The sequence below is a fragment of the Morganella sp. BCCO 40_0007 genome, assembly GCF_032989665.1.
GTDB lineage: Bacteria > Pseudomonadota > Gammaproteobacteria > Enterobacterales > Enterobacteriaceae > Morganella > Morganella sibonii.
This window is the reverse complement of sequence record NZ_JAVBIN010000015.1, coordinates 57,209-76,454: the sequence shown is the minus strand read 5'-3', so window position 1 is coordinate 76,454 and position 19,246 is coordinate 57,209. Positions and strand designations below refer to the sequence as shown.

Here is a 19,246-nt window from a genome sequence, read left to right as displayed (position 1 = left end):
CGGATTGATAACAACAGTCACACCGAACTGACCGGTGATGAGCATGTCATTATCAACGGCTCACAAAAACACCAGACTACCGGGGATGTCTCGCTGCATATCAAAGGGGAACAGCACACCCGCGCGGATAAAAATCTGGTGACTGAAAGCGGACAGCAGACGCATCATCTCAGCGACGGAAAAATCATTATAGAAGCGGGAACAGAAATCACCCTCAAAGTCGGCGACAGTTTTATCCGCATCACGCCGGGGGCGATTTTCACCTCCGGTAATCTGAACGTCGGTGACAGCGCTCCCGGCAACGGTGTGCCGGTCAGACTGATGCCGCCGGAGGGCGTTCCTCCGGCCCCGGAACCGTATCCGGTGAAAAAATACTGTGCGGTGGCTGCGCAGACTGAAGGAAGTTGGGTTATCAAATCCGGAGGCGGAAATGGAAAAACGTAACTGGACACAATGGCTGACTGAAACTGATCCGATGCGGGTATATCTGATGGTGAATGTACAGGCAAAACCGAACCCGGTTGAAATACTGTATGCAAATGACTGGATTGAGGATGCATTCCGTATCTATGACAATACGCCGCTGGCACATATTGCAGAGCAGGGGCCCTGGCTGATTCTGCTGAAACCATCATCATATCAGGCACTCGGAAGATTAACCGATACTGGTGTTTTCAGCGATCTTTCATGGGGCTGGGCATACCGCAGCGGCCAGTCCTTACAGGATAACCTTGATCACTGGTGCAGGCGGCAAATTGTTACCCTGAAAGAGCATCAGGTTATTCTCCGTCTTGCGGACAGCCGGATAGCCTCTGTTTTGATACCGGAAATGAATAAGGACGACTGGCGGATACTGATGACACCGGTAAAACGGTTGTTAATAAGTACACCGGAACTGAATGAATTTCATTCTCCGGTTACAGATTCTGATTTGCCGGTACCGGAAATACAACACCTTCCGTTTGAACTGAAGTCTCATCTTGTCAGAGCGTGGCAAAATTCACCGCAGGCGCTGATATTTTATGCGGATAATATCGCCTGTGAATTGTGGGAAAATAAACCGGAAACCGCATTGATACTGGATACACCGGAAGGGATGCTGATGCAGCATCTGGCGGTATGGCTGAAACAGCAGTTAGCTCTGCTGACCGATATTAATTACCTGACATATGATGATTTTATCCGGCACGCACAATACCGGGAATGGATACCGGCAGCAGACGGAGGAATCGCATGAGTGATATCAGAGACTGTATTAACTGTGAAAATTACCGCTACTGGCTGGAAATTCAGTTGGTTGATGATGCCGGGCATCCGCTGGATAACATGTCTTTCACACTAAAAGAGCGGGGAACGGATAAATCACTTTCCGGCGTGACTGATGGGCAGGGATTGTTCCGGGTTGATGGATTATCCGCACGTCCGGTGATGGTGACAATTGATGTGCAGGATCTGGCAGATAAACTGACAACCAGTATGCCGTTGCAGTCAGTACACTACCCGGACGATTCACTGAAAAATTGGTGCCGGACACAGGGATATATTTTCAGTGAGCACAATAATGCAGGGATGTTCAATACGGCATTACCCGAACGTGTTTATGACATGTCCCCGGCACAAATAGCCCGGTTGCATGAATATTCAGCCTGTCATGACGGATATACTTTTGTCTGGCCGTATAATCAGCGACGGGTGGTTAGCATCCGGCGTATCACGGAAAAAGTGTTTGCCAAATCCGTTCTGCGGGGAGCAGGAAATACGGATGCAGGGACCGCACCGGAAATGCTGGATAACTTCGGCCGGCACAGTCACGCCAGGAAAGCAGAACAAACCGAACCCGTTCAGGCCGGATTCCCGCTGGTGTACCTTGCGGAGATGATAATCAGTGCGATAGTCGGGGGAGCTGTTTATAACCAGACAACACAAAACACCCGCCGGAATGATGACGACTTATTTTCACCCGGCAGTGCAGCCCGGAGTGAAAAATCACAGCGTAATTTTATGCTGACATTGGTGAACAATGCACTGCCGGTCGGCGTTCTGATGGCCAATTACTATGAAGGCGACTCGCTGACTTATGAGGACCTGGCAGAAAAAGCCCGCGCCGGGGGCACGGCGACGACCCGCGTCCGGATCAGATATCAGGAAAATACAGAAACCGGTCGTCCGGATGTGATGTCTTTCGCGACAGAGGGCTATAACGATCAGGTGCGGGTGCGTATGGGGGAAAAAGCCCCGGAATTTGAGGCAAACGAAATCCGGAACAGCAGTCAGGCATACCGTTCTTCAGACGGTCTGCCGACCCCGCAATCACTGGCGACGATTTATAAATTTACGCTGGATGATGGGCATATTCTGTATCTCGGTGTGGGTACAGACAATAAATTTGTTGAGCTGGCCTCCTCAACCCATCCGGATGACTTCGGAGGCAGAGGCTGGCATACTGGCGGTGATATTGAGCCGGTCGATGTGCCGACGAATACCGGCAATCACAACCCCTATATTCCGGGCCGGCCGGACAGCTCTGGCGGGTTTCAGGCGCATGATGATAACGGTCCGGTCATTCTGACCACACCTGCACCGGGGGAACAGGATTTTAATGATTACATCCTCATAACCCCTATTCCGGATATTCCGGCGATTTATGTGTATTTGAGTGCGGAGGCTGGAGATAATGGCGAAGAAAGACCTAAAAATGTTAAAATGTTAAAAGATAGCTACCTAGAAAAGAATGGGATAGATGCTCATGAATTAAAGGATGAATTAATGGGTTATGGTTCTAATTCAAGATACGATCTATATTTAGATAAAGATACTGGCCAAGTATGGATATTCAGGAAAGGCGGCAAAGGATCAGGAGTTCCAACCGGAACGTACATAAAATAATGAGGTTTTATATGTCTAAAGTAAAAGCAACTTTTGCAATTTATGGCGATGATTTTAATATCAATAATGTATCTGAAATATTAAATTTATCACCATCAAAAACCAGAATTAAAGGGGTGGTTTCTCAGGGAGGTAAAATTCCTAGCCCAACAACAGGTTGGTCATTATCAACTGAATATGAAGATTCATATGATGTAATGGATCAAATGAATAATTTAGCTTCCACTCTGAAAGAAAAAGTTTTAGAGCTAAAAAAGATAAAAACAATCTATGATGTAAAGTATGTTTTTATGTTTTCCATTAAAATTGAAGATGGGAAAGCTCCAGGGTTTTATTTAGAAGGAGAGCTTCTTTCATTTGTAAATGAAATAGATGCTGCAATTGATTTAGATATGTATATTCTGTGAGTTTTATTTTAAATGTATGGGGTTCAATACCGGCCCAAAAATAGGTGTACACATGAATAAAACAACAGTGAAAGCAGAATTTTCAATTTACGGTGATAATTTCGATCCTAATGAACTTACTGATTTACTTGGAATTCAACCTATGGAAGTAAATTTAAAAGGTGTCATAACAGGCACAAGAAAAAGACCAAGTACAGAAACAAGTTGGTCAATATATACAAAAAAAGAAGAGTCTTATGATGTAAAGGAACAAATAGATAAAATAGTTTCAATTTTAAAAGATAAAATAAAATTAATTAATGGTTTTAAGGAAAAAAATGAGGTGTCAATTTCTCTATCTCTGTTAATTGAGGTGGAGAATGATGAAAACCCCGCGATTTACTGGACGTCATAAACAAATGATTTTCTTGGGAAAATTGGAGCAGAAAGTTCAATTGAGATATATATGTATAGTTAAAAATAATGAAAAAATTAAGGGTAAATTATAATTCAAGTTTCCTATTAACAGATAAACAGTCAGGCATACCGTTCTTCAGACGGTCTGCCGACCCCGCAATCACTGGCGACGATTTATAAATTCACACTGGATGATGGGCATATTCTGTATCCCGGTGTGGGTACAGACAATAAATTTGTTGAGCTGGCTTCCTCAACCCATCCGGATGACTTCGGGGGCAGAGGCTGGCATACTGGCGGTGATATTGGGCCGGTCAATGTGCCGACGAATACCGGCAATCACAACCCTTATATTCCGGGCCGGCCGGACAGCTCCGGCGGGTTTCAGGCGCATGATGATAACGGTCCGGTCATTCTGACCACGCCTGCACCTGGGGAACAGGATTTTAATGATTACATCCTCATAACCCCTATTCCGGATATTCCGGCGATTTATGTGTATTTGAGTGAAGAACTACCATGATTAAATAGGCCAGCAAGAGATGCTTCATCCGATTATCCTCCTAATCAGGCTGTTCTTGACAAGATGAATGATCCTAAATATCAAGATTTATTAAATAATGATAACTATGATTGCTCTGAAATTGCTGATAGATTACTGGAAGCCGCAGATGGTGCAGGGTATATTATTGAAGTTCAGCCAGTAGATAAATTTGGTGAAATTACCATTCTCGAAAATGGTGTTAGTAAAGCTGATATGACATATCACCAAGTATATACTGATGGTAAGTATATTTATGACCCTAGGTTGTCAAAACAAGCCATTCCTAAAGGAGATTGGGGAAAACATATAAAAAGCATGAGCAATGATAATCCTTTTATCATTTCAAATAAACCAAAAGGATTAAATAGATGATTGGTGAAAAAATACAGGCAGTGAAGTAATCGAAGTTATAAAAAAATATGTTGTTATTGAGTGGCGAAATGTGGACATCCGCTTTATAAAAAGGAGTATTAACCCTCTGGATATTCTTTGCACTGACACCTATGTATATGATGGGATTAATATCCTTCCATCAACAAATTTTCGTATCAATAGTAATTTCGAACCAATTGGCTTCATAAAAATATTAGGAGATTCCGTAAATTCCTTTACTGGTAAACTACCATGGACTTTATTTGGGTTTAAAAAAAGAAACAATCAGTATAACTGGACTATTTCTCCATTAATAGCTACAGAGAAAAAATTTAAAGACTATGCTGATTTAGAGGGAATACCTTTAAAACTATACTTTGAGAAATACCACCCAGAATATGGCCAGCTTGCTTTTGCTGATATCCCATTATTGGCTAAACATATAGATAAATGCTTGGCCAAATATTTTGAACCGATCGATTACAACAAAATTTATTAAGTGCATAATTTTGATAAAATACTTCAATATTGAGGTGGTATTCAACGGAATGGTTTCTTACGTAGAATCAAAGCTGGGTAAAAGCCCCGGAGTTTGAGGCAAACGAAATCCGGAACAGCTGTCAGGCATACCGTTCTTTAGACGGTCTGCCGACCCCGCAATCACTGGCGACGATCTATAAATTCACACTGGATGATGGGCATATTCTGTATCCCGGTGTGGGTACAGACAATAAATTTGTTGAGCTGGCCTCCTCAACCCATCCGGATGACTTCGGGGGCAGAGGCTGGCATACTGGCGGTGATATTGAGCCGGTCAATGTGCCGACGAATACCGGCAATCACAACCCTTATATTCCGGGCCGGCCGGACAGCTCCGGCGGGTTTCAGGCGCATGATGATAACGGTCCGGTCATTCTGACCACTCCTGCACCGGGGGAACAGGATTTTAATGATTACATCCTGATCACACCAGTTGCTGACATACCAGCGATTTATGTGTATTTGAGTGAAAAAGGTAAAAGAACAAAAAATAGATTATCCGAAGGAAAAAATGGTGACAATGGCCCCGCTAATGACGTATTAGAAAAAAGGCATCCGGAGACAAATGAATTACAACAACTACGAAGATATAATTCCGAAGGGAAACCAATAAAAGATATTGATTTTGGACATGATCATGGAGCCGGAGATCCTCACGCACATGATTGGGTTTATCCATCAGAACAAACGCCAAATAAAATTCGGTTAGATGGACGGCCATTAAAAACAGGAGAAACAATAAATGACTAATGTATTAAATATGCATGATTTATCTATTATTGGCGTTGCGTACAATAAAACAAAAAATGAATTAACATTCAATATTGATGATGATTCAATAATTATATTTTGTGATGTATTTCATTGGGACTTAACGTCATTTGAGATGCAAAACATAATATTTGAAATATCTATTTATAAAAAAATCCCTGACTTACTTGTTGATGAGTATGGATTGCAAAAAGGAATGCCAAATAATTTTAATTTGTACCATATTAATTCAAGCTCAGGACTAAGTGGCATCGTAATTTCAAAAAAAATTAATCTTATAAAATAAAAATAATAAAATTATAATTTTGGGAGGAGATCAAAAGGCTCGGATCTCTGATTTAACCTGGTGCTGATTTTGGGAAAAGATCAATAAAATTTATTTATGAATGTATTACGGTCGTAAAAAATGCCCTTATGATAAGAATTATTTCTGTTTCGTATTACTGATAAATTGAAGCCTCCATTTTTACTTTATACCGATAAACAGATAAGATAAGTTGCTAAAATTAGTCGTAATTTATGTGTATTAATACGTAATATCTGAGAATAAAATAATAAAGTTTGCTATTTGTGATCATCTGTGGCTCAATGGCGTCACTGGTTTGGAAGTACAGGCCTATTTATGCTGGTCAGTTTAAAGTCGTTCACCATTTAGCGTTATCCCCGATACCACTTCATTGCGAATTCCTTCTAATTAATTCCCATAAGTAAAAATAAAAAACAAACCTCATATGCCTTATGGCAATCAAAAAATTAAAGGAAATTCTATGTCTGATACAATGACTGGTTCAGTAAAATGGTTTAACGAATCGAAAGGTTTTGGCTTCATCACTCCGGCTGACGGCAGCAAAGATGTGTTTGTTCACTTCTCTGCGATCCGGGGCGACAACTTCAGAACATTATATGAAGGTCAGAATGTTACCTTCAATGTTGAAGACGGGGCAAAAGGCCCGTCTGCAGCAAATGTGGTGGGGCTCTGAGGCGCACCGATGATTATCGCACTGTTTCTTCAGTGTCCCTGTTGCTGCGGAACACAATACCGAACTTCGCACTTTGATGTTTCTGCATCAAATCCGTATGGTGCAAAATGCATTTTTTGTAAAACGGTAATGTTGTTGTCTGAGCAATAGAAAAGACTAAATTCCGGGGCCTGATAATATTATCGGGCCTTTTTATTATGTAGTCATTATTACGTATCAGGAAAAAATGTATTCTCTGAATAATTTTTCTGTCAGGCTTCTTCACCCAAGGTACATTTTAACCTGGTTCGGCATACTATTGCTTTTTTGTCTGGTTCAGATGCCTTATCCGTGGCTTGTGTTTTTAGGTGACAAGTTAGGTCGTTTTGCGGGTTTATTCCTGAAAAGGCGGGTATCTATAATTAAAAAAAATTTAGAATTATGTTTTCCTGATAAAAATAAAATCCAGATAGAGAGTATGATCGCAAGTAATCTGTCATCTTTGGGAATTGCATTATTTGAAACAGGTATTGCCTGGTTCTGGAATGACAAAAGAATTAATGCAATATTCAGAGTAACGGGCGGTGATAATTTCAATGATGCATATGACAGGAATAATGGTGTTTTAATTATTGGTATCCATTCTATGTCGCTGGAGCTTGGGGGCAGGATTATGGGGCTGTGTTTTCCTGTAAATGCTATGTATCGCCCGCATAACAATAAAGCGATGGAGTATATACAGACAAAGTGCCGCAGCCGCTCCGGAAACGGGATGATTGACCGGAAAAATTTGAAGTTTATGGTATCCGAATTAAAGCGCGGCCAGGCAATCTGGTTTGCGCCTGATCAGGATTTTGGAGCCAAAGGGACTATTTTTGCTCCTTTTTTCTCGGTAGCTGAGGCTTCGACATCCAAAGGTGTTTCAACCATTGTCAAATTATCACGGTCACCGATATTGACTGCAACAATGATAAGAAATAACGAAAATAATAAGAAACCTTACGAATTAATAATTGGTAAAGAAATTAATGAGTTTTCGTCTGGTGATGACGCGATTGATGCGGGCAGGCTGAATCAAATTATAGAGACAGAAATTATGCGTGCACCAGACCAATACTTGTGGGCACACAGAAGGTTTAAGACCAGACCTCAGGGAGAAAGTTCTCTGTACAAATAAGTTACAAAGATTGCCGTTGAGTGCTTCCTGTATCACATTGCGTATAAACTGCGGTACAGGGTAATGAATACGCATTATACCCGTCCGGGGAGATGTATCTCTCCGGGGCAGGCGTTGAAAAAAGTCAGCCAAAGGCGGAGTCATTGTATGGTGAAGTATGCTTTGGTGAGTTCAGGCCATTCGTACACTCAGGCTGCGTGTAAATGATCAGTTCATTTGCTGTTACTTTTTTATTTATTAACCGCCGGATTAAAAGCCGATACCTGTGGCTATCCCCACAGAAGTTCCTTCCGAACCTCCGGATGCCCCGACACCAACTCCCGCACAACCTGACAGCAGAATAACGGCAATAAAGGCAATAAAGGCGAATATTTTCAGCATACGGCCTCCGCACATAAATAGTCTGGATAATCCGGATAGTATACCGAAAATAAAAAAAAAGCTCTCTGCATCCGCTGAGAGCTGAAAAAAACAAGAATAACCAATTGGTACCACGGGGCAGACAATAACAGTTCCGGGTTAAACGATACTGTAACGGATTCATAAACAGGCAGCATGTTATCGCTTTGTTTACTCTCAATCGGCTCCGGCAGGTGTATTGCTCTGACTTTTTATGAGTCTGTTATCTGGTCTTACCTCTATCTTTCTGCTTTATATCAGAAATAATGATTCTGCTGCCCGGATAATCTGTGGCAACGGCACAAGGCCGGTGTTTGATCTTTATTTTTCCCTGTAATAGAGTCTCAATATCTGCATTTTCCGGTTTCTTTTAATTTGTTTTACCTTTATTTGTTATTGTTATTTAAGCGAAAAATAGCATCAGACAGATAAATCCATCCGCATATCTTTTTTCATTCGCCGGTATGTTCAGTACCGGGGGAATAATAATTTCACGGGAGCATGACAATGGGAAAAACAATCCGTCAGGTGACGTTTGAATTACTCCGGCAACTGAATATCACGACTGTTTTTGGTAATCCCGGTTCGACAGAGGAAACGTTCCTGAAAAACTTTCCGGCGGATTTCCGTTATATCCAGACGCTGCATGAATCCTCCGCAGTAGCGGCTGCTGATGGCTATGCGCAATCCACCCGTAATGTGGCACTGGTGAATGTGCATACATCCGCCGGGCTGAGCAATGCGATGAGTAATATCCTCACCGCGTATATGAACCGCACGCCGCTGATTATCACTGCCGGTAACCAGACCCGCGACATGCTGCTGATGGAGCCGTGGCTGACCAATATTAAACCGGAAATCCTGCCGGAGCCGTGGGTGAAATGGAGTTACCAGCCGGTGAGAGCGGAAGATGTTCCGGCAGCCTTTATGCGGGCGTATGCCATGGCGCTGCAACCGCCGGCAGGGCCGGTCTTTTTATCGATCCCGCTGGATGACTGGGATAAACCGGCGGAATCGGATTGTGCGGTTGTGCGCACCGTCTCTCACCGTATCAGTGCTGATCCGGTAAGAATACGCGAGTTTGCACAGTGCGTGTCAGAGGCGAAAAACCCGGTACTGATTTACGGTTCATCCCTTGCGCGGGGAGATGGCTGGGATGCCGGTATCCGGCTGGCGGAAAAACTGAATATCCCGGTGTATTCAGCTCCGGCCTCAGAACGCCCGCCGTTTCCGGAGTCTCACCCGTTGTATGCCGGGGGGTTACCGTTTGCGATGAAACCGCTTTCGGATAAGCTTGCCGGTCATGATGTGGCACTGATAATCGGTGCGCCGGTTTTCCGCTATTATCCGTATGTGGCCGGCGACTATATCCCGGCGGGACTGCAATTGCTGCATATCACGGATGACCCGCAGGAAGCCGGCCGGGCACCGGTCGGGGATAGTCTGCTGAGTGACGCGGTACTGGCGGTTGAACAGTTAACGGAACGGGTAACGGCTCGTCCGGCACGAACAGCCGCCATCAGTAAGCTACCGCACGGAATGGCACCGCATCCTGCCGCACCGGAACCGGCATCTGACGGGCTGCTGAGTGCTTCACAGCTGTTTCGTGCAGTCAGAAGCGCCGTACCGGAAGATACCATTCTGACCGAAGAATCCCCCTCTAACCTCGGGGAACTCCATGCGGCCTGGCCGGTGGATAAACCGGATTCATTCTATACTTTTGCAAGCGGATCACTCGGCTGGACACTACCGGCCAGCGCGGGGATTGCGCTTGGCGAACGGGACAGCGGGCGCAACCGGCCGGTGGTGGCGATTATCGGTGACGGTTCTATGCAATACTCTGTGCAGGGATTATGGACTGCCGCACAGCATCAGTTGCCGATCCTGTTTGTCATTCCGGAAAACGGCCAGTACGGTATTCTGAAATCATTTGCCGTGCTGGAAGACACGCCGGGTGTGCCGGGGCTGGATATTCCGGGACTGGATATTGCTGCGCTTGCCACCGGTTATGGCTGTACAGCGGTCAGGGCAACAACAGAAGACGACGTGATCGCAGCCTGCAAAGCCGCACTGCAACGCAAAGGACCGACCGTACTTGCTGTGCCGATCCGGCCGTCGGTGCCGCCGCTGATGTGACAGCAGTATCAATCATTTGATTTTTTACCGGTAATAATACGGGAAGCAGCCTGAACGGCTCTCTGTGCGGAACAGGGCGCCGTTTTGTCACCGGATTAACATTTGTGGTCACAAGGCAGTTGAATAAGGTGTTACACAACGATAACATTGAGTTGCATTCTCATTACCGGAAGACCAGAAACTCATGCCGTTCACCCGTATACTGCTGCTGTTATCAGGCTGGATTGCCGTCATACTGGCAACCCTGGGTGTCGTGCTGCCGGTATTGCCGACAACGCCGTTTCTGTTGCTGGCGGCATGGTGTTTTTCCCGCTCATCTCCCCGGTTCCATCACTGGCTGCTGTACCGTTCCTGGTTCGGCGGGTATATCCGTCACTGGCAGACACACAAAGGCCTGCCGCGTAAAGCAAAACGGCGGGCGGTGGTGGTCATTCTGCTGACGTTCGCGGTATCACTCTGGCTGGTGAAACTGATTTATATCCGCCTGTTGCTGCTGTGTATTCTGGTCTGGCTGCTGATTTTTATGCTGCGCCTGCCAGAAACAGAGGAAATGACGCCGGAGAATCCCCCGGCGCCGGAGGATAAATCCCCGGACTAATCGTTTTCCGGTAATTTAACATACTGCTGATAAACCGTATCAAGGTTCGCCAGTAACCATGTTTTCCCGGCAATATCCTGTGTCTCCAGTACCCTGGCCAGTGTCTCCGGGGTATACAGCTGTTCTGCTTCATAAGAAAGCGGCCAGTAGCTGATATGCCACGGCTCATAGGCCACACCGCCGGTCTGGCGCTGTGTGAACGGCAGATAAAAATCAAACTGTGCCATATTGTCCGCCAGCCAGGCGGAAAGGGCGGCAAAATAGCCGCCGTCCTCGTATTCCCAGGGCTCGAGCTGAAGGGATGTGTCAGCAGGCAGACGGAACGGATCGTAATAATCGACCTCGGTTCCCCAGTGATGACGGCTGGCACCCGGAATAGCAGACCAGCGCAGAATCGCCTGACAGCGTTCTGCCTCTGACAGTCCGGAGACATCCAGCGGACGGTTTTCTGCATCATTCACAGTGCGGATACCCGCAAATTTTTCATTCCAGATAATCTGCTGGCGGGAAAAATCCCGGAAAGAACTGGCGGGCATCAGTTTAAACCCGGCGGTTGCTGCCGCTTTCTGCATGGCGAGGAACGCTTTGGTGGCATTAAATTGCAGATGATGATTACCGGCAAAATTAATGACATGATCACGGGTTTGCCCGGTCAGCATTTCAAACGTCATCATAGCAGGATCTGCTCCATAATCCGTTGATAGATACGGCTGAGTTGCTGCAAATCAGCCGCACTGACGCATTCATTCACCTTATGAATAGTGGCGTTGATTGGCCCCAGTTCAACAACCTGTGTACCCATCCGCGCAATAAAGCGCCCGTCAGAGGTTCCGCCGCCGGTGGAGAGCTCCGGTGTCAGATTACAGTACTGGCCGATGGCATGACTGACGGCATCTGTCAGCGGACCTTCCGGTGTCAGGAACGGATGGCCGGATAATGACCAGGTAATCGTGTGTTTAAGCAGGTGTTTTTCCAGCAATGCTGCAATCCGGGCTTGCAGTGACTCAGCGGTGGATTCGGTGCTGAAGCGGAAATTGAACTGAATAAACAGATCACCGGGAATGATGTTGTTACTGCCGGTACCGGCACGGATATTGGCTATCTGCATGCTGGTCGGCGGGAAGAACTGATTGCCGCTGTCCCAGTGCTCAGCCACCAGATCCTGTATAAACGGTGCGGCGCTGTGAACCGGGTTATCGGCCAGATGCGGATACGCCACATGGCCCTGAGTGCCGTGAATAGTCAGATTGGCGGTAACGGAGCCCCGGCGGCCGTTTTTAATCATATCCCCTAATTGTGATTGACTTGATGGCTCACCGACCAGGCAATATTCCACCTTTTCATGGCGAGCCATCAGGGTTTCCACCACTTTTACCGTACCGTTGACGGCTGAAGCTTCTTCATCGGAGGTGATCAGAAAAGCAAGGCGGCCGGGATAGTCAGGATAACGTTCAGTAAAACGTTCGGCAGCGACAATCATGGCTGCCAGTGAGCCTTTCATATCAGCAGCTCCGCGCCCGTACAGCATGCCGTCAATCAGCGCCGGTTCAAACGGCGGAGTGCGCCAGTGGCTGAGATCACCCGGCGGTACCACATCGGTATGACCGGCAAAGGCGAGCGTGGTACCGTTGCCGCCCCGGTATGCCCAGAAATTTTGTGTATCACCGAAAGGCATCGGTTCGACGGTAAAACCGGCAGCGATAAGACGTTCGGTCATCAGCGCCTGACAACCGTTATCGTCCGGGCTGACGGATTCCCGGCTGATGAGTTGTTTTGCCAGATCTGTTACAGGACAATGCATGGTGTTTCCTTTGTATCAGGCAGGGAGGCTGAAGAACTGCTGATAATCATCAGCTTTAAAACCAAGGTGATAACGGCCGTCCGGAGAGACCAGAACCGGGCGTTTGATCAGCGCCGGTTTTTCTGACATCAGGCGAATTGCGGACTGCTCATCCGTTACTGCATCCTGCTCAGCTTTATCCAGCTGACGCCAGGTGGTTCCGCGTTTGTTGAGCAGCAGTGTCCAGTCAATATGACGGGCAAACTCACTCAGCAGTTCCGTATCCGCGCCATCCTGACGGTAGTCATGAAATTCATAAGCTATCTGATGGCTGTCCAGCCACGCACGGGCTTTTTTCATCGTGTCGCAGTTTTTGATCCCGAAAATCCGGCAGACGGAGGTTGTATTTTTCATCTTTTATCCTTTGTCGTGAACACGAAAAATAGCATAATGCGGGAATTTGATGCAGTTATCCAGAATCTTACGTGCAGAGAGTATTCGATAAATGCAAAAAAGTGGGGTAGCATTACGCCATAACCATGACAAAAACATCCGGAAGATGTTGAGACAGGATCGATGAAAGAGTACTTAGCCGGAAGCACGCTGTTATTTGCCAGCTTTACCCTTGCGGGACAAACGGACGTGTATCTTAATGAACTTCAGCTCAAATTTACCGAAAACAGTGAACTGTGCCTGGATGAACACAAATGGCCGCAGTTCAGCTCAAGCCAGTCAGAACCATGGATGATTTCACGGCTGAATGCGCTGGCTTCCGTCGGTTTTATCCGTGCGACCATCAAATCGTCCGGCGTGGAATACCAACTGACAGAAAAAGGGCAGGAAGCCTGGCTGCCGCATGAGGATTTTTGTTACGGCGCACTGCGTATCAGTAAAATCAAAGCTATTGAACCGCAGAGCGACGGGATCAGCACCGTGTATTTTTATTATGGTGTGACCGGTATGCCGGACTGGGCGCGTGATAAAAATATCCGCTACGCCTACAGTGAGGTGGATACTATTCTCCGTGGTATGAATAAAGAAGTCATCCAGGTGGATGTCCGGGAAAATCCGGACGGTACACTGGAACTGCTCAATTACCCGACACCTGCGAGTATCGACGAAGAAAGCGAATAACCCCCGGACAGCTATCCCGGGGATCACTCTCAGCGGGGAAGCCGGTATTTCAGGTAGAGCAGGCTGGCCGCAAGTCGCGTGGACACATTCAGTTTTTTCAGAATATTGCGGATGTGTACCTTTACTGTCTCTTCCGAAATAAACAGCGCCCGTGCAATTTCCTTATTTTTCATCCCGCAGGCCAGCTCTTTGAGCACATCAGCTTCCCGCTGTGTCAGATAACTGACCGGATCGTGATAGTGTTCACGTTCCTGCAAAATTTTATAAATGGCCTCACTGAAAATCTTTTTTCCTTTAAAGGCATTTTTAATCTGACTTAATAAATAATCAACATCGCAATTCTTTAGTAAATAACCATCAGCTCCGGCATCAATAGCGGCGTATATATCATTTCGCTCCCGTGATTGTGAAAATACCAGGATATAGCTGGATATTTTCTTGTGGCGTAATTTCTTGATGAAATCAATACCGGAAAAAGCACGGATATTAATATCTAATATAATCATTCTGGGGGTGTGCTGATGAATGTGACTGAACAAGCCATTGTTGTCAGTGAATTCCGGCATAATGGTTAGCGCATAATCCGGCTGTAAAAGCATTTTAAAACCATAGCGTAACAACGGATGGTCATCAATAACCATAATAGTGTGATGGGGCATAGAGTTCTCCCTTGCCGGGTAGGTGGTATAAGATAGTTTTAATTAAAATAATTTAATTTATGTATTAATTATTAAAATAAAAAATATATACTGCTCGCCAAGACAGTTAATTTTTACGCAAAAATGTTATATGTGCAAATAACAAAGTATTTAAAAATAATAATGTCCCTAATAACATAAAGCATATTATAGGGGGTAGATTAGCGGTTTAAGACAGGAGGATATAATTGGCGGTATAACGGGATAAGGTCACTATAATCAGTTAACTAATAAGCGATATGTTGTTTTTTTCAACAGGTTCTGCACATTAACTACATGAATATTACACTTTTTTCACTATTCCGCTATTTATCAGTATACTGTTTATGTAGCGCTGAATAATGTGGCCGGCGGCCGATCTTATGCCGCTGACCCGCCCTGACCCTGTTATTAAAGCCTGTAAAGGATCCTGAAATGGACGAACAATTAAAACAAAGTGCTCTTGAGTTTCATCAGTTTCCGTCTCCCGGTAAAATTACCGTCACCCCGACCAAACCGCTGACGACCCAGCGTGACCTGGCACTGGCTTATTCGCCCGGTGTTGCGGCACCCTGCCTTGAAATTGCGGAAGATCCGCTGGCGGCTTACAAATATACCGCCAAAGGTAATCTGGTGGCGGTGATTTCCAACGGCACTGCGGTGCTGGGCCTCGGTAATATCGGGGCACTGGCCGGTAAGCCGGTGATGGAAGGAAAAGGTGTTTTATTTAAAAAATTCTCCGGCGTGGATGTCTTTGATATTGAAGTCAATGAATCCGATCCGGACAAGCTGGTGGATATCATCGCTTCCCTGGAGCCGACATTCGGCGGTATCAACCTGGAAGATATCAAAGCACCGGAATGTTTCTATATTGAAAAGAAACTGCGTGAACGCATGAAAATTCCGGTCTTCCATGATGATCAGCACGGTACGGCGATTATCAGCACCGCTGCGGTACTGAACGGACTGCGTATCGTCAATAAAGCGATCGGTGATGTCCGTCTGGTGGTCTCCGGTGCCGGGGCTGCATCTGTCGCCTGTATGAACCTGATGGTACTGCTGGGACTGAAACGCGACAATATTATTGTCTGTGATTCCAAAGGGGTTATCTATAAAGGTCGTGAAGCCAATATGGCGGAAACCAAAGCGGCGTATGCCATTGATGATAACGGCATGCGCACCCTGGCAGATGCTATGCCGGGTGCGGATATTTTCCTCGGTTGTTCCGGCCCCGGCGTGCTGACGCCGGAAATGGTCAAAGGCATGGCGCGTGATCCGCTGATTCTGGCGCTGGCGAACCCGGAACCGGAAATCCTGCCGCCGCTGGCACTGGCAGTGCGTCCGGACGCCATTATCTGTACCGGACGTTCGGATTACCCGAACCAGGTAAATAATGTGCTTTGTTTCCCGTTCATTTTCCGCGGTGCACTGGATGTCGGCGCAACGGCAATTAATGAAGAGATGAAACTGGCGTGTGTGAAAGCGATTGCTGACCTGGCGCTGGCTGAGCAGAGTGAGCAGGTGGCCTCGGCATACGGCGGCCAGGAGTTATCATTCGGCCGCGAATATATTATACCGAAACCGTTTGATCCGCGTCTTATCCTGAAAATCGCCCCGGCGGTAGCCAAAGCGGCGATGGAAACCGGGGTAGCGACGCGCCCGATTGAGGATTTCAGTGTTTATCTGGAACATCTCAATGAATTTGTCTACAAAACCACACTGTTTATGAAGCCGATTTTCTCCATGGCACGTAAAGATCGCAAACGCATCGTGCTGGCTGAAGGGGAAGAGCCGCGTATGTTACATGCGACACAGGAACTGGTCAGTATGGGACTTGCGTATCCGATCCTGATCGGTCGCCCGGATGTGATTGAAATGCGGATCAAAAAACTCGGACTGCAAATTGTGCCGGGGCAGGATTTTGAAATCGTAAATAATGAAAGTGACCCGCGTTTTGCCGAGTACTGGCAGGAATATTATCAGCTGATGAAACGCAAAGGCGTGACGCAGGAACAGGCCCGCCGTGCCATTATCACTAACCCGACCAGCATCGGTGCCATTATGGTGCATCGTGGTGAAGCGGATGGCATGATCTGCGGGATAGTCGGGGATTATCACGAGCACTACCGGATTGTGGAAAATGTATTTGGTTTCCATGAGGGCGTGCATACCGCCGGGGCAATGAATGCCCTCAGTCTGCCGACGGGAAATACCTTTATCGCGGATACTTATGTGCATGATGATCCGACAGCAGAGCAACTGGCTGAAATCACCCTGATGGCTGCTGCTGCGGTGCGCCGGTTTGGTATTGAGCCGAAAGTGGCACTGCTGTCGCGTTCCAGCTTCGGTTCATGTCCGTCACCGTCCGCGGAGAAAATGCGTGATACGCTGGCACTGATCCGTGAGCGGGAACCATCACTGGAAATTGACGGGGAAATGCACGGCGACGCGGCACTGGTGGAAGCTATCCGCCGTGATCTGATGCCGGACAGCCCGCTGAAAGGTGCGGCAAACCTGCTGATTATGCCGAACGGGGAAGCTGCACGCATCAGTTATAACCTGCTGCGTGTAACCACTTCTGAGGGGGTGACAGTCGGGCCGGTACTGATGGGGATTAATAAACCGGTACATATTCTGACCTCTATCTCCTCTGTGCGGCGTATTGTCAATATGGTCGCGCTGGCAGCCGTGGAAGCGCAGACTCAGCCACTGTAATACGAAGCAGTAAATCAGACGCCCCGGCAACGGGGCGTTATACAGGAAACGTATGCTGAAGATTGAAAAAGTGGATCATATCGCGGTGATTGCTTCTGATCTCAACGCCAGTCTGGCATTTTATTGTGATGTGCTGGGATTGACGGTGCTCAGTGAACACTACCGTGCGGAACGGGATTCTTACAAGGTGGATCTGGCGCTGAACGGGGAGTATCTGCTGGAACTCTTTACCTTTCCGGCAAGCCCGGCACGGATGACACAACCGGAAGCCTGCGGGCTGCGTCATCTGGCATTTTCGGTCCGCGATTTGAGGGCATGGGAAGCGCATCTGCAAAAAGCGGGTGTCCGTTGTGACAGCATCCGCACGGATGAATATACCGGTAAATCCTTTTTCTTCTGTTTTGATCCTGACAATCTGCCGGTGGAGTTTTACACCCGCTGACGGATAAAAAAAAGCCAGCACGATGGCTGGCTGAGAAACTTCGAAATACTGGAAGCAATGTGAGCAATGTCGTTTGCCAATACCTTAGTAATTTACTCAGGTATCGACAACGAGAATGATAATTTTTCCCATTTAAAAAGTAAAGTGTTTTTTTGATAAAATATGATGATTATCTGCACTGCGAACCGGATCGCACAAAACAGCAAAAAAATGACTTATTAAAATTAAGTGTAAAGTTGTTTAATAATCAAAGTTATTACGTTAACAAGCCTTGAAATATGGCAAAATATCCCTATTTTTGAAGCATATGATGAGCACACTCTTTAAAGGATCGTACTGATATGATGCGAATTGCATTATTTTTACTCACAAACCTCGCTGTCATGGTCGTTTTCGGCATTATTCTGTCGCTGACCGGCGTTCAGAGTCAAAGTGTGACCGGACTGATGATTATGGCAGGGTTATTTGGTTTCGGTGGCGCATTTGTGTCTCTGCTGATGTCAAAATGGATGGCGCTGCGTTCTGTCGGCGGGCAGGTTATAACGAACCCGTCCACACAAACCGAACGCTGGCTGATGGAAACGGTACGCCGTCAGGCACAGCAGGCCGGTATCGGCATGCCGGAAGTGGCGATTTACCATGCGCCGGATATTAACGCCTTTGCAACCGGTGCCCGCCGTGATGCATCGCTGGTGGCCGTCAGTACCGGGTTACTGGAAAATATGAGCCGCGACGAGGCGGAGGCAGTTATCGCCCATGAAATCAGCCATATCGCGAATGGTGACATGGTGACCATGACGTTGTTACAGGGCGTGGTAAACACCTTTGTTATCTTTATTTCCCGCATCCTGGCACAACTGGCGGCCGGTTTTATGTCAAACAACAATGACGAGAACTCCGGCAGCCAGGGCAACCCGATGATTTATTTTGCGGTATCTATGGTACTGGAAATTGTCTTCGGTATTCTGGCCAGCATTATCACCATGTGGTTCTCCCGCCGCCGTGAATTTTATGCGGATGCGGGTTCGGCAAACCTGGTCGGGCGCGAGAAGATGATCGCTGCACTGCAACGCCTGAAAACCAGTTACGAACCGCAGGAAGAGGGCAGTATGATGGCATTTTGCATCAACGGCCGTAATAAATCATTCAGCGAGCTGTTTTTATCTCACCCGCCGCTGGATAAGCGCATTGAAGCACTGCGCAGCGGTCAGTTCCTGAATTAATCAGTTCCGGATAATAAAAAGGCTGTAACGCTTTGCGTTACAGCCTTTTTTATACCTGCTTGCATAACACCTGCGATGTACATAAAAAAA

The 19,246-nt window shown here is 46.6% G+C and carries 23 protein-coding genes and 1 pseudogene; 19 read left to right on the top strand and 5 right to left on the bottom strand.

The features are described from left to right. The 13 genes and pseudogenes from R5268_RS17695 to lpxL form a co-directional block, all read left to right on the top strand. Positions 1–444: pseudogene (locus R5268_RS17695) on the top strand (type VI secretion system tip protein VgrG); the annotation flags it as partial. Beyond that, complete coding sequence (locus R5268_RS17690) at positions 431–1,237, top strand: DUF4123 domain-containing protein (protein ID WP_218454185.1); 807 nt, start codon at positions 431–433, stop codon at positions 1,235–1,237. The pseudogene R5268_RS17695 and the gene R5268_RS17690, both read left to right, overlap by 14 nt. Further along, positions 1,234–2,886 (top strand): polymorphic toxin type 33 domain-containing protein, encoded by a 1,653-nt coding sequence (locus tag R5268_RS17685; protein ID WP_317420087.1) that lies wholly within the window; start codon positions 1,234–1,236, stop codon positions 2,884–2,886. Before R5268_RS17690 ends, R5268_RS17685 begins: the two co-directional genes overlap by 4 nt. Positions 2,887–2,897: 11 nt before the next feature. Continuing rightward, positions 2,898–3,293 (top strand): DUF4279 domain-containing protein, encoded by a 396-nt coding sequence (locus R5268_RS17680; protein ID WP_317420088.1) that lies wholly within the window; start codon positions 2,898–2,900, stop codon positions 3,291–3,293. Positions 3,294–3,345: 52 nt separating this feature from the next. After that, positions 3,346–3,687, top strand: a complete 342-nt coding sequence (locus R5268_RS17675; RefSeq protein ID WP_317420090.1) for a DUF4279 domain-containing protein — start codon at positions 3,346–3,348, stop codon at positions 3,685–3,687. Positions 3,688–3,906: 219 nt separating this feature from the next. Next, a complete protein-coding gene (locus R5268_RS17670) occupies positions 3,907–4,212 on the top strand; it encodes an S-type pyocin domain-containing protein (RefSeq protein WP_317420091.1) in 306 nt (101 codons plus the stop codon). Between the two features lie 63 nt (positions 4,213–4,275). Next, positions 4,276–4,605: a hypothetical protein gene (locus R5268_RS17665; RefSeq protein ID WP_317420093.1), complete on the top strand. Its 330-nt coding sequence runs from the start codon at positions 4,276–4,278 to the stop codon at positions 4,603–4,605. A gap of 70 nt (positions 4,606–4,675) precedes the next feature. Next, positions 4,676–5,104 (top strand): hypothetical protein, encoded by a 429-nt coding sequence (locus R5268_RS17660; RefSeq protein WP_317420094.1) that lies wholly within the window; start codon positions 4,676–4,678, stop codon positions 5,102–5,104. 218 nt (positions 5,105–5,322) lie between these two features. Beyond that, the gene (locus R5268_RS17655; RefSeq protein ID WP_317420096.1) at positions 5,323–5,895 is read left to right on the top strand and encodes an S-type pyocin domain-containing protein; all 573 of its coding nucleotides are present in this window, start codon (positions 5,323–5,325) and stop codon (positions 5,893–5,895) included. Next, a complete protein-coding gene (locus R5268_RS17650) occupies positions 5,888–6,202 on the top strand; it encodes a hypothetical protein (RefSeq protein WP_317420098.1) in 315 nt (104 codons plus the stop codon). The genes R5268_RS17655 and R5268_RS17650 overlap by 8 nt, the downstream gene beginning before the upstream one ends. Before the next feature lie 481 nt (positions 6,203–6,683). Further along, complete coding sequence (locus R5268_RS17645; RefSeq protein WP_112550751.1) at positions 6,684–6,896, top strand: cold shock domain-containing protein; 213 nt, start codon at positions 6,684–6,686, stop codon at positions 6,894–6,896. Positions 6,897–6,905: 9 nt separating this feature from the next. After that, positions 6,906–7,046, top strand: coding sequence for a hypothetical protein (locus R5268_RS17640; protein WP_247709687.1), 141 nt, complete (start codon positions 6,906–6,908; stop codon positions 7,044–7,046). Positions 7,047–7,122: 76 nt separating this feature from the next. Continuing rightward, positions 7,123–8,052, top strand: coding sequence for an LpxL/LpxP family Kdo(2)-lipid IV(A) lauroyl/palmitoleoyl acyltransferase (lpxL, locus tag R5268_RS17635; protein WP_317420101.1), 930 nt, complete (start codon positions 7,123–7,125; stop codon positions 8,050–8,052). A gap of 249 nt (positions 8,053–8,301) precedes the next feature. Here lpxL and R5268_RS17630 read toward each other — a convergent pair whose 3' ends face one another. Beyond that, entirely contained in the window at positions 8,302–8,433 is a 132-nt protein-coding gene (locus tag R5268_RS17630; protein ID WP_317420103.1) for a hypothetical protein, read from the bottom strand. Positions 8,434–8,958: 525 nt separating this feature from the next. On the opposite strand from R5268_RS17630, the gene mdlC reads away from it, so the two are divergent. Continuing rightward, entirely contained in the window at positions 8,959–10,587 is a 1,629-nt protein-coding gene (gene mdlC, locus R5268_RS17625) for a benzoylformate decarboxylase (RefSeq protein WP_317420105.1), read from the top strand. 184 nt (positions 10,588–10,771) lie between these two features. Then, positions 10,772–11,185, top strand: a complete 414-nt coding sequence (locus tag R5268_RS17620) for a DUF454 family protein (RefSeq protein ID WP_052926815.1) — start codon at positions 10,772–10,774, stop codon at positions 11,183–11,185. On the opposite strand, the gene R5268_RS17615 is transcribed toward R5268_RS17620, so the two are convergent. From R5268_RS17615 to R5268_RS17605, 3 genes are read right to left on the bottom strand one after another with little or no spacing between them, the layout of a single operon-like run. After that, entirely contained in the window at positions 11,182–11,859 is a 678-nt protein-coding gene (locus tag R5268_RS17615) for a M15 family metallopeptidase (RefSeq protein WP_218454174.1), read from the bottom strand. The two genes, R5268_RS17620 and R5268_RS17615, sit on opposite strands and share 4 nt — an antisense overlap. Next, the gene (gene dapE / locus R5268_RS17610; RefSeq protein ID WP_218454173.1) at positions 11,856–12,986 is read right to left on the bottom strand and encodes a succinyl-diaminopimelate desuccinylase; all 1,131 of its coding nucleotides are present in this window, start codon (positions 12,984–12,986) and stop codon (positions 11,856–11,858) included. Before dapE ends, R5268_RS17615 begins: the two co-directional genes overlap by 4 nt. Before the next feature lie 15 nt (positions 12,987–13,001). Then, positions 13,002–13,379 (bottom strand): ArsC family reductase, encoded by a 378-nt coding sequence (locus tag R5268_RS17605; RefSeq protein ID WP_107679763.1) that lies wholly within the window; start codon positions 13,377–13,379, stop codon positions 13,002–13,004. 162 nt (positions 13,380–13,541) lie between these two features. On the opposite strand from R5268_RS17605, the gene R5268_RS17600 reads away from it, so the two are divergent. Next, positions 13,542–14,099, top strand: a complete 558-nt coding sequence (locus R5268_RS17600; protein WP_046893587.1) for a hypothetical protein — start codon at positions 13,542–13,544, stop codon at positions 14,097–14,099. A 29-nt stretch (positions 14,100–14,128) separates the two neighbouring features. Here the strand turns inward: R5268_RS17600 and R5268_RS17595 are convergent, their stop codons facing one another. Beyond that, complete coding sequence (locus R5268_RS17595; RefSeq protein WP_046893586.1) at positions 14,129–14,758, bottom strand: LuxR C-terminal-related transcriptional regulator; 630 nt, start codon at positions 14,756–14,758, stop codon at positions 14,129–14,131. A 453-nt stretch (positions 14,759–15,211) separates the two neighbouring features. Between R5268_RS17595 and maeB the strand changes: the two genes are divergently transcribed. The 3 genes from maeB to htpX all read left to right on the top strand — a co-directional run bounded on the left by maeB (position 15,212) and on the right by htpX (position 19,156). After that, the gene (gene maeB / locus R5268_RS17590) at positions 15,212–17,491 is read left to right on the top strand and encodes an NADP-dependent malic enzyme (protein WP_218410936.1); all 2,280 of its coding nucleotides are present in this window, start codon (positions 15,212–15,214) and stop codon (positions 17,489–17,491) included. A 52-nt stretch (positions 17,492–17,543) separates the two neighbouring features. After that, positions 17,544–17,933, top strand: coding sequence for a VOC family protein (locus R5268_RS17585; RefSeq protein ID WP_317420110.1), 390 nt, complete (start codon positions 17,544–17,546; stop codon positions 17,931–17,933). A gap of 341 nt (positions 17,934–18,274) precedes the next feature. Further along, positions 18,275–19,156 (top strand): protease HtpX, encoded by an 882-nt coding sequence (htpX, locus tag R5268_RS17580; protein ID WP_317420111.1) that lies wholly within the window; start codon positions 18,275–18,277, stop codon positions 19,154–19,156. Positions 19,157–19,246 lie beyond the last annotated feature (90 nt).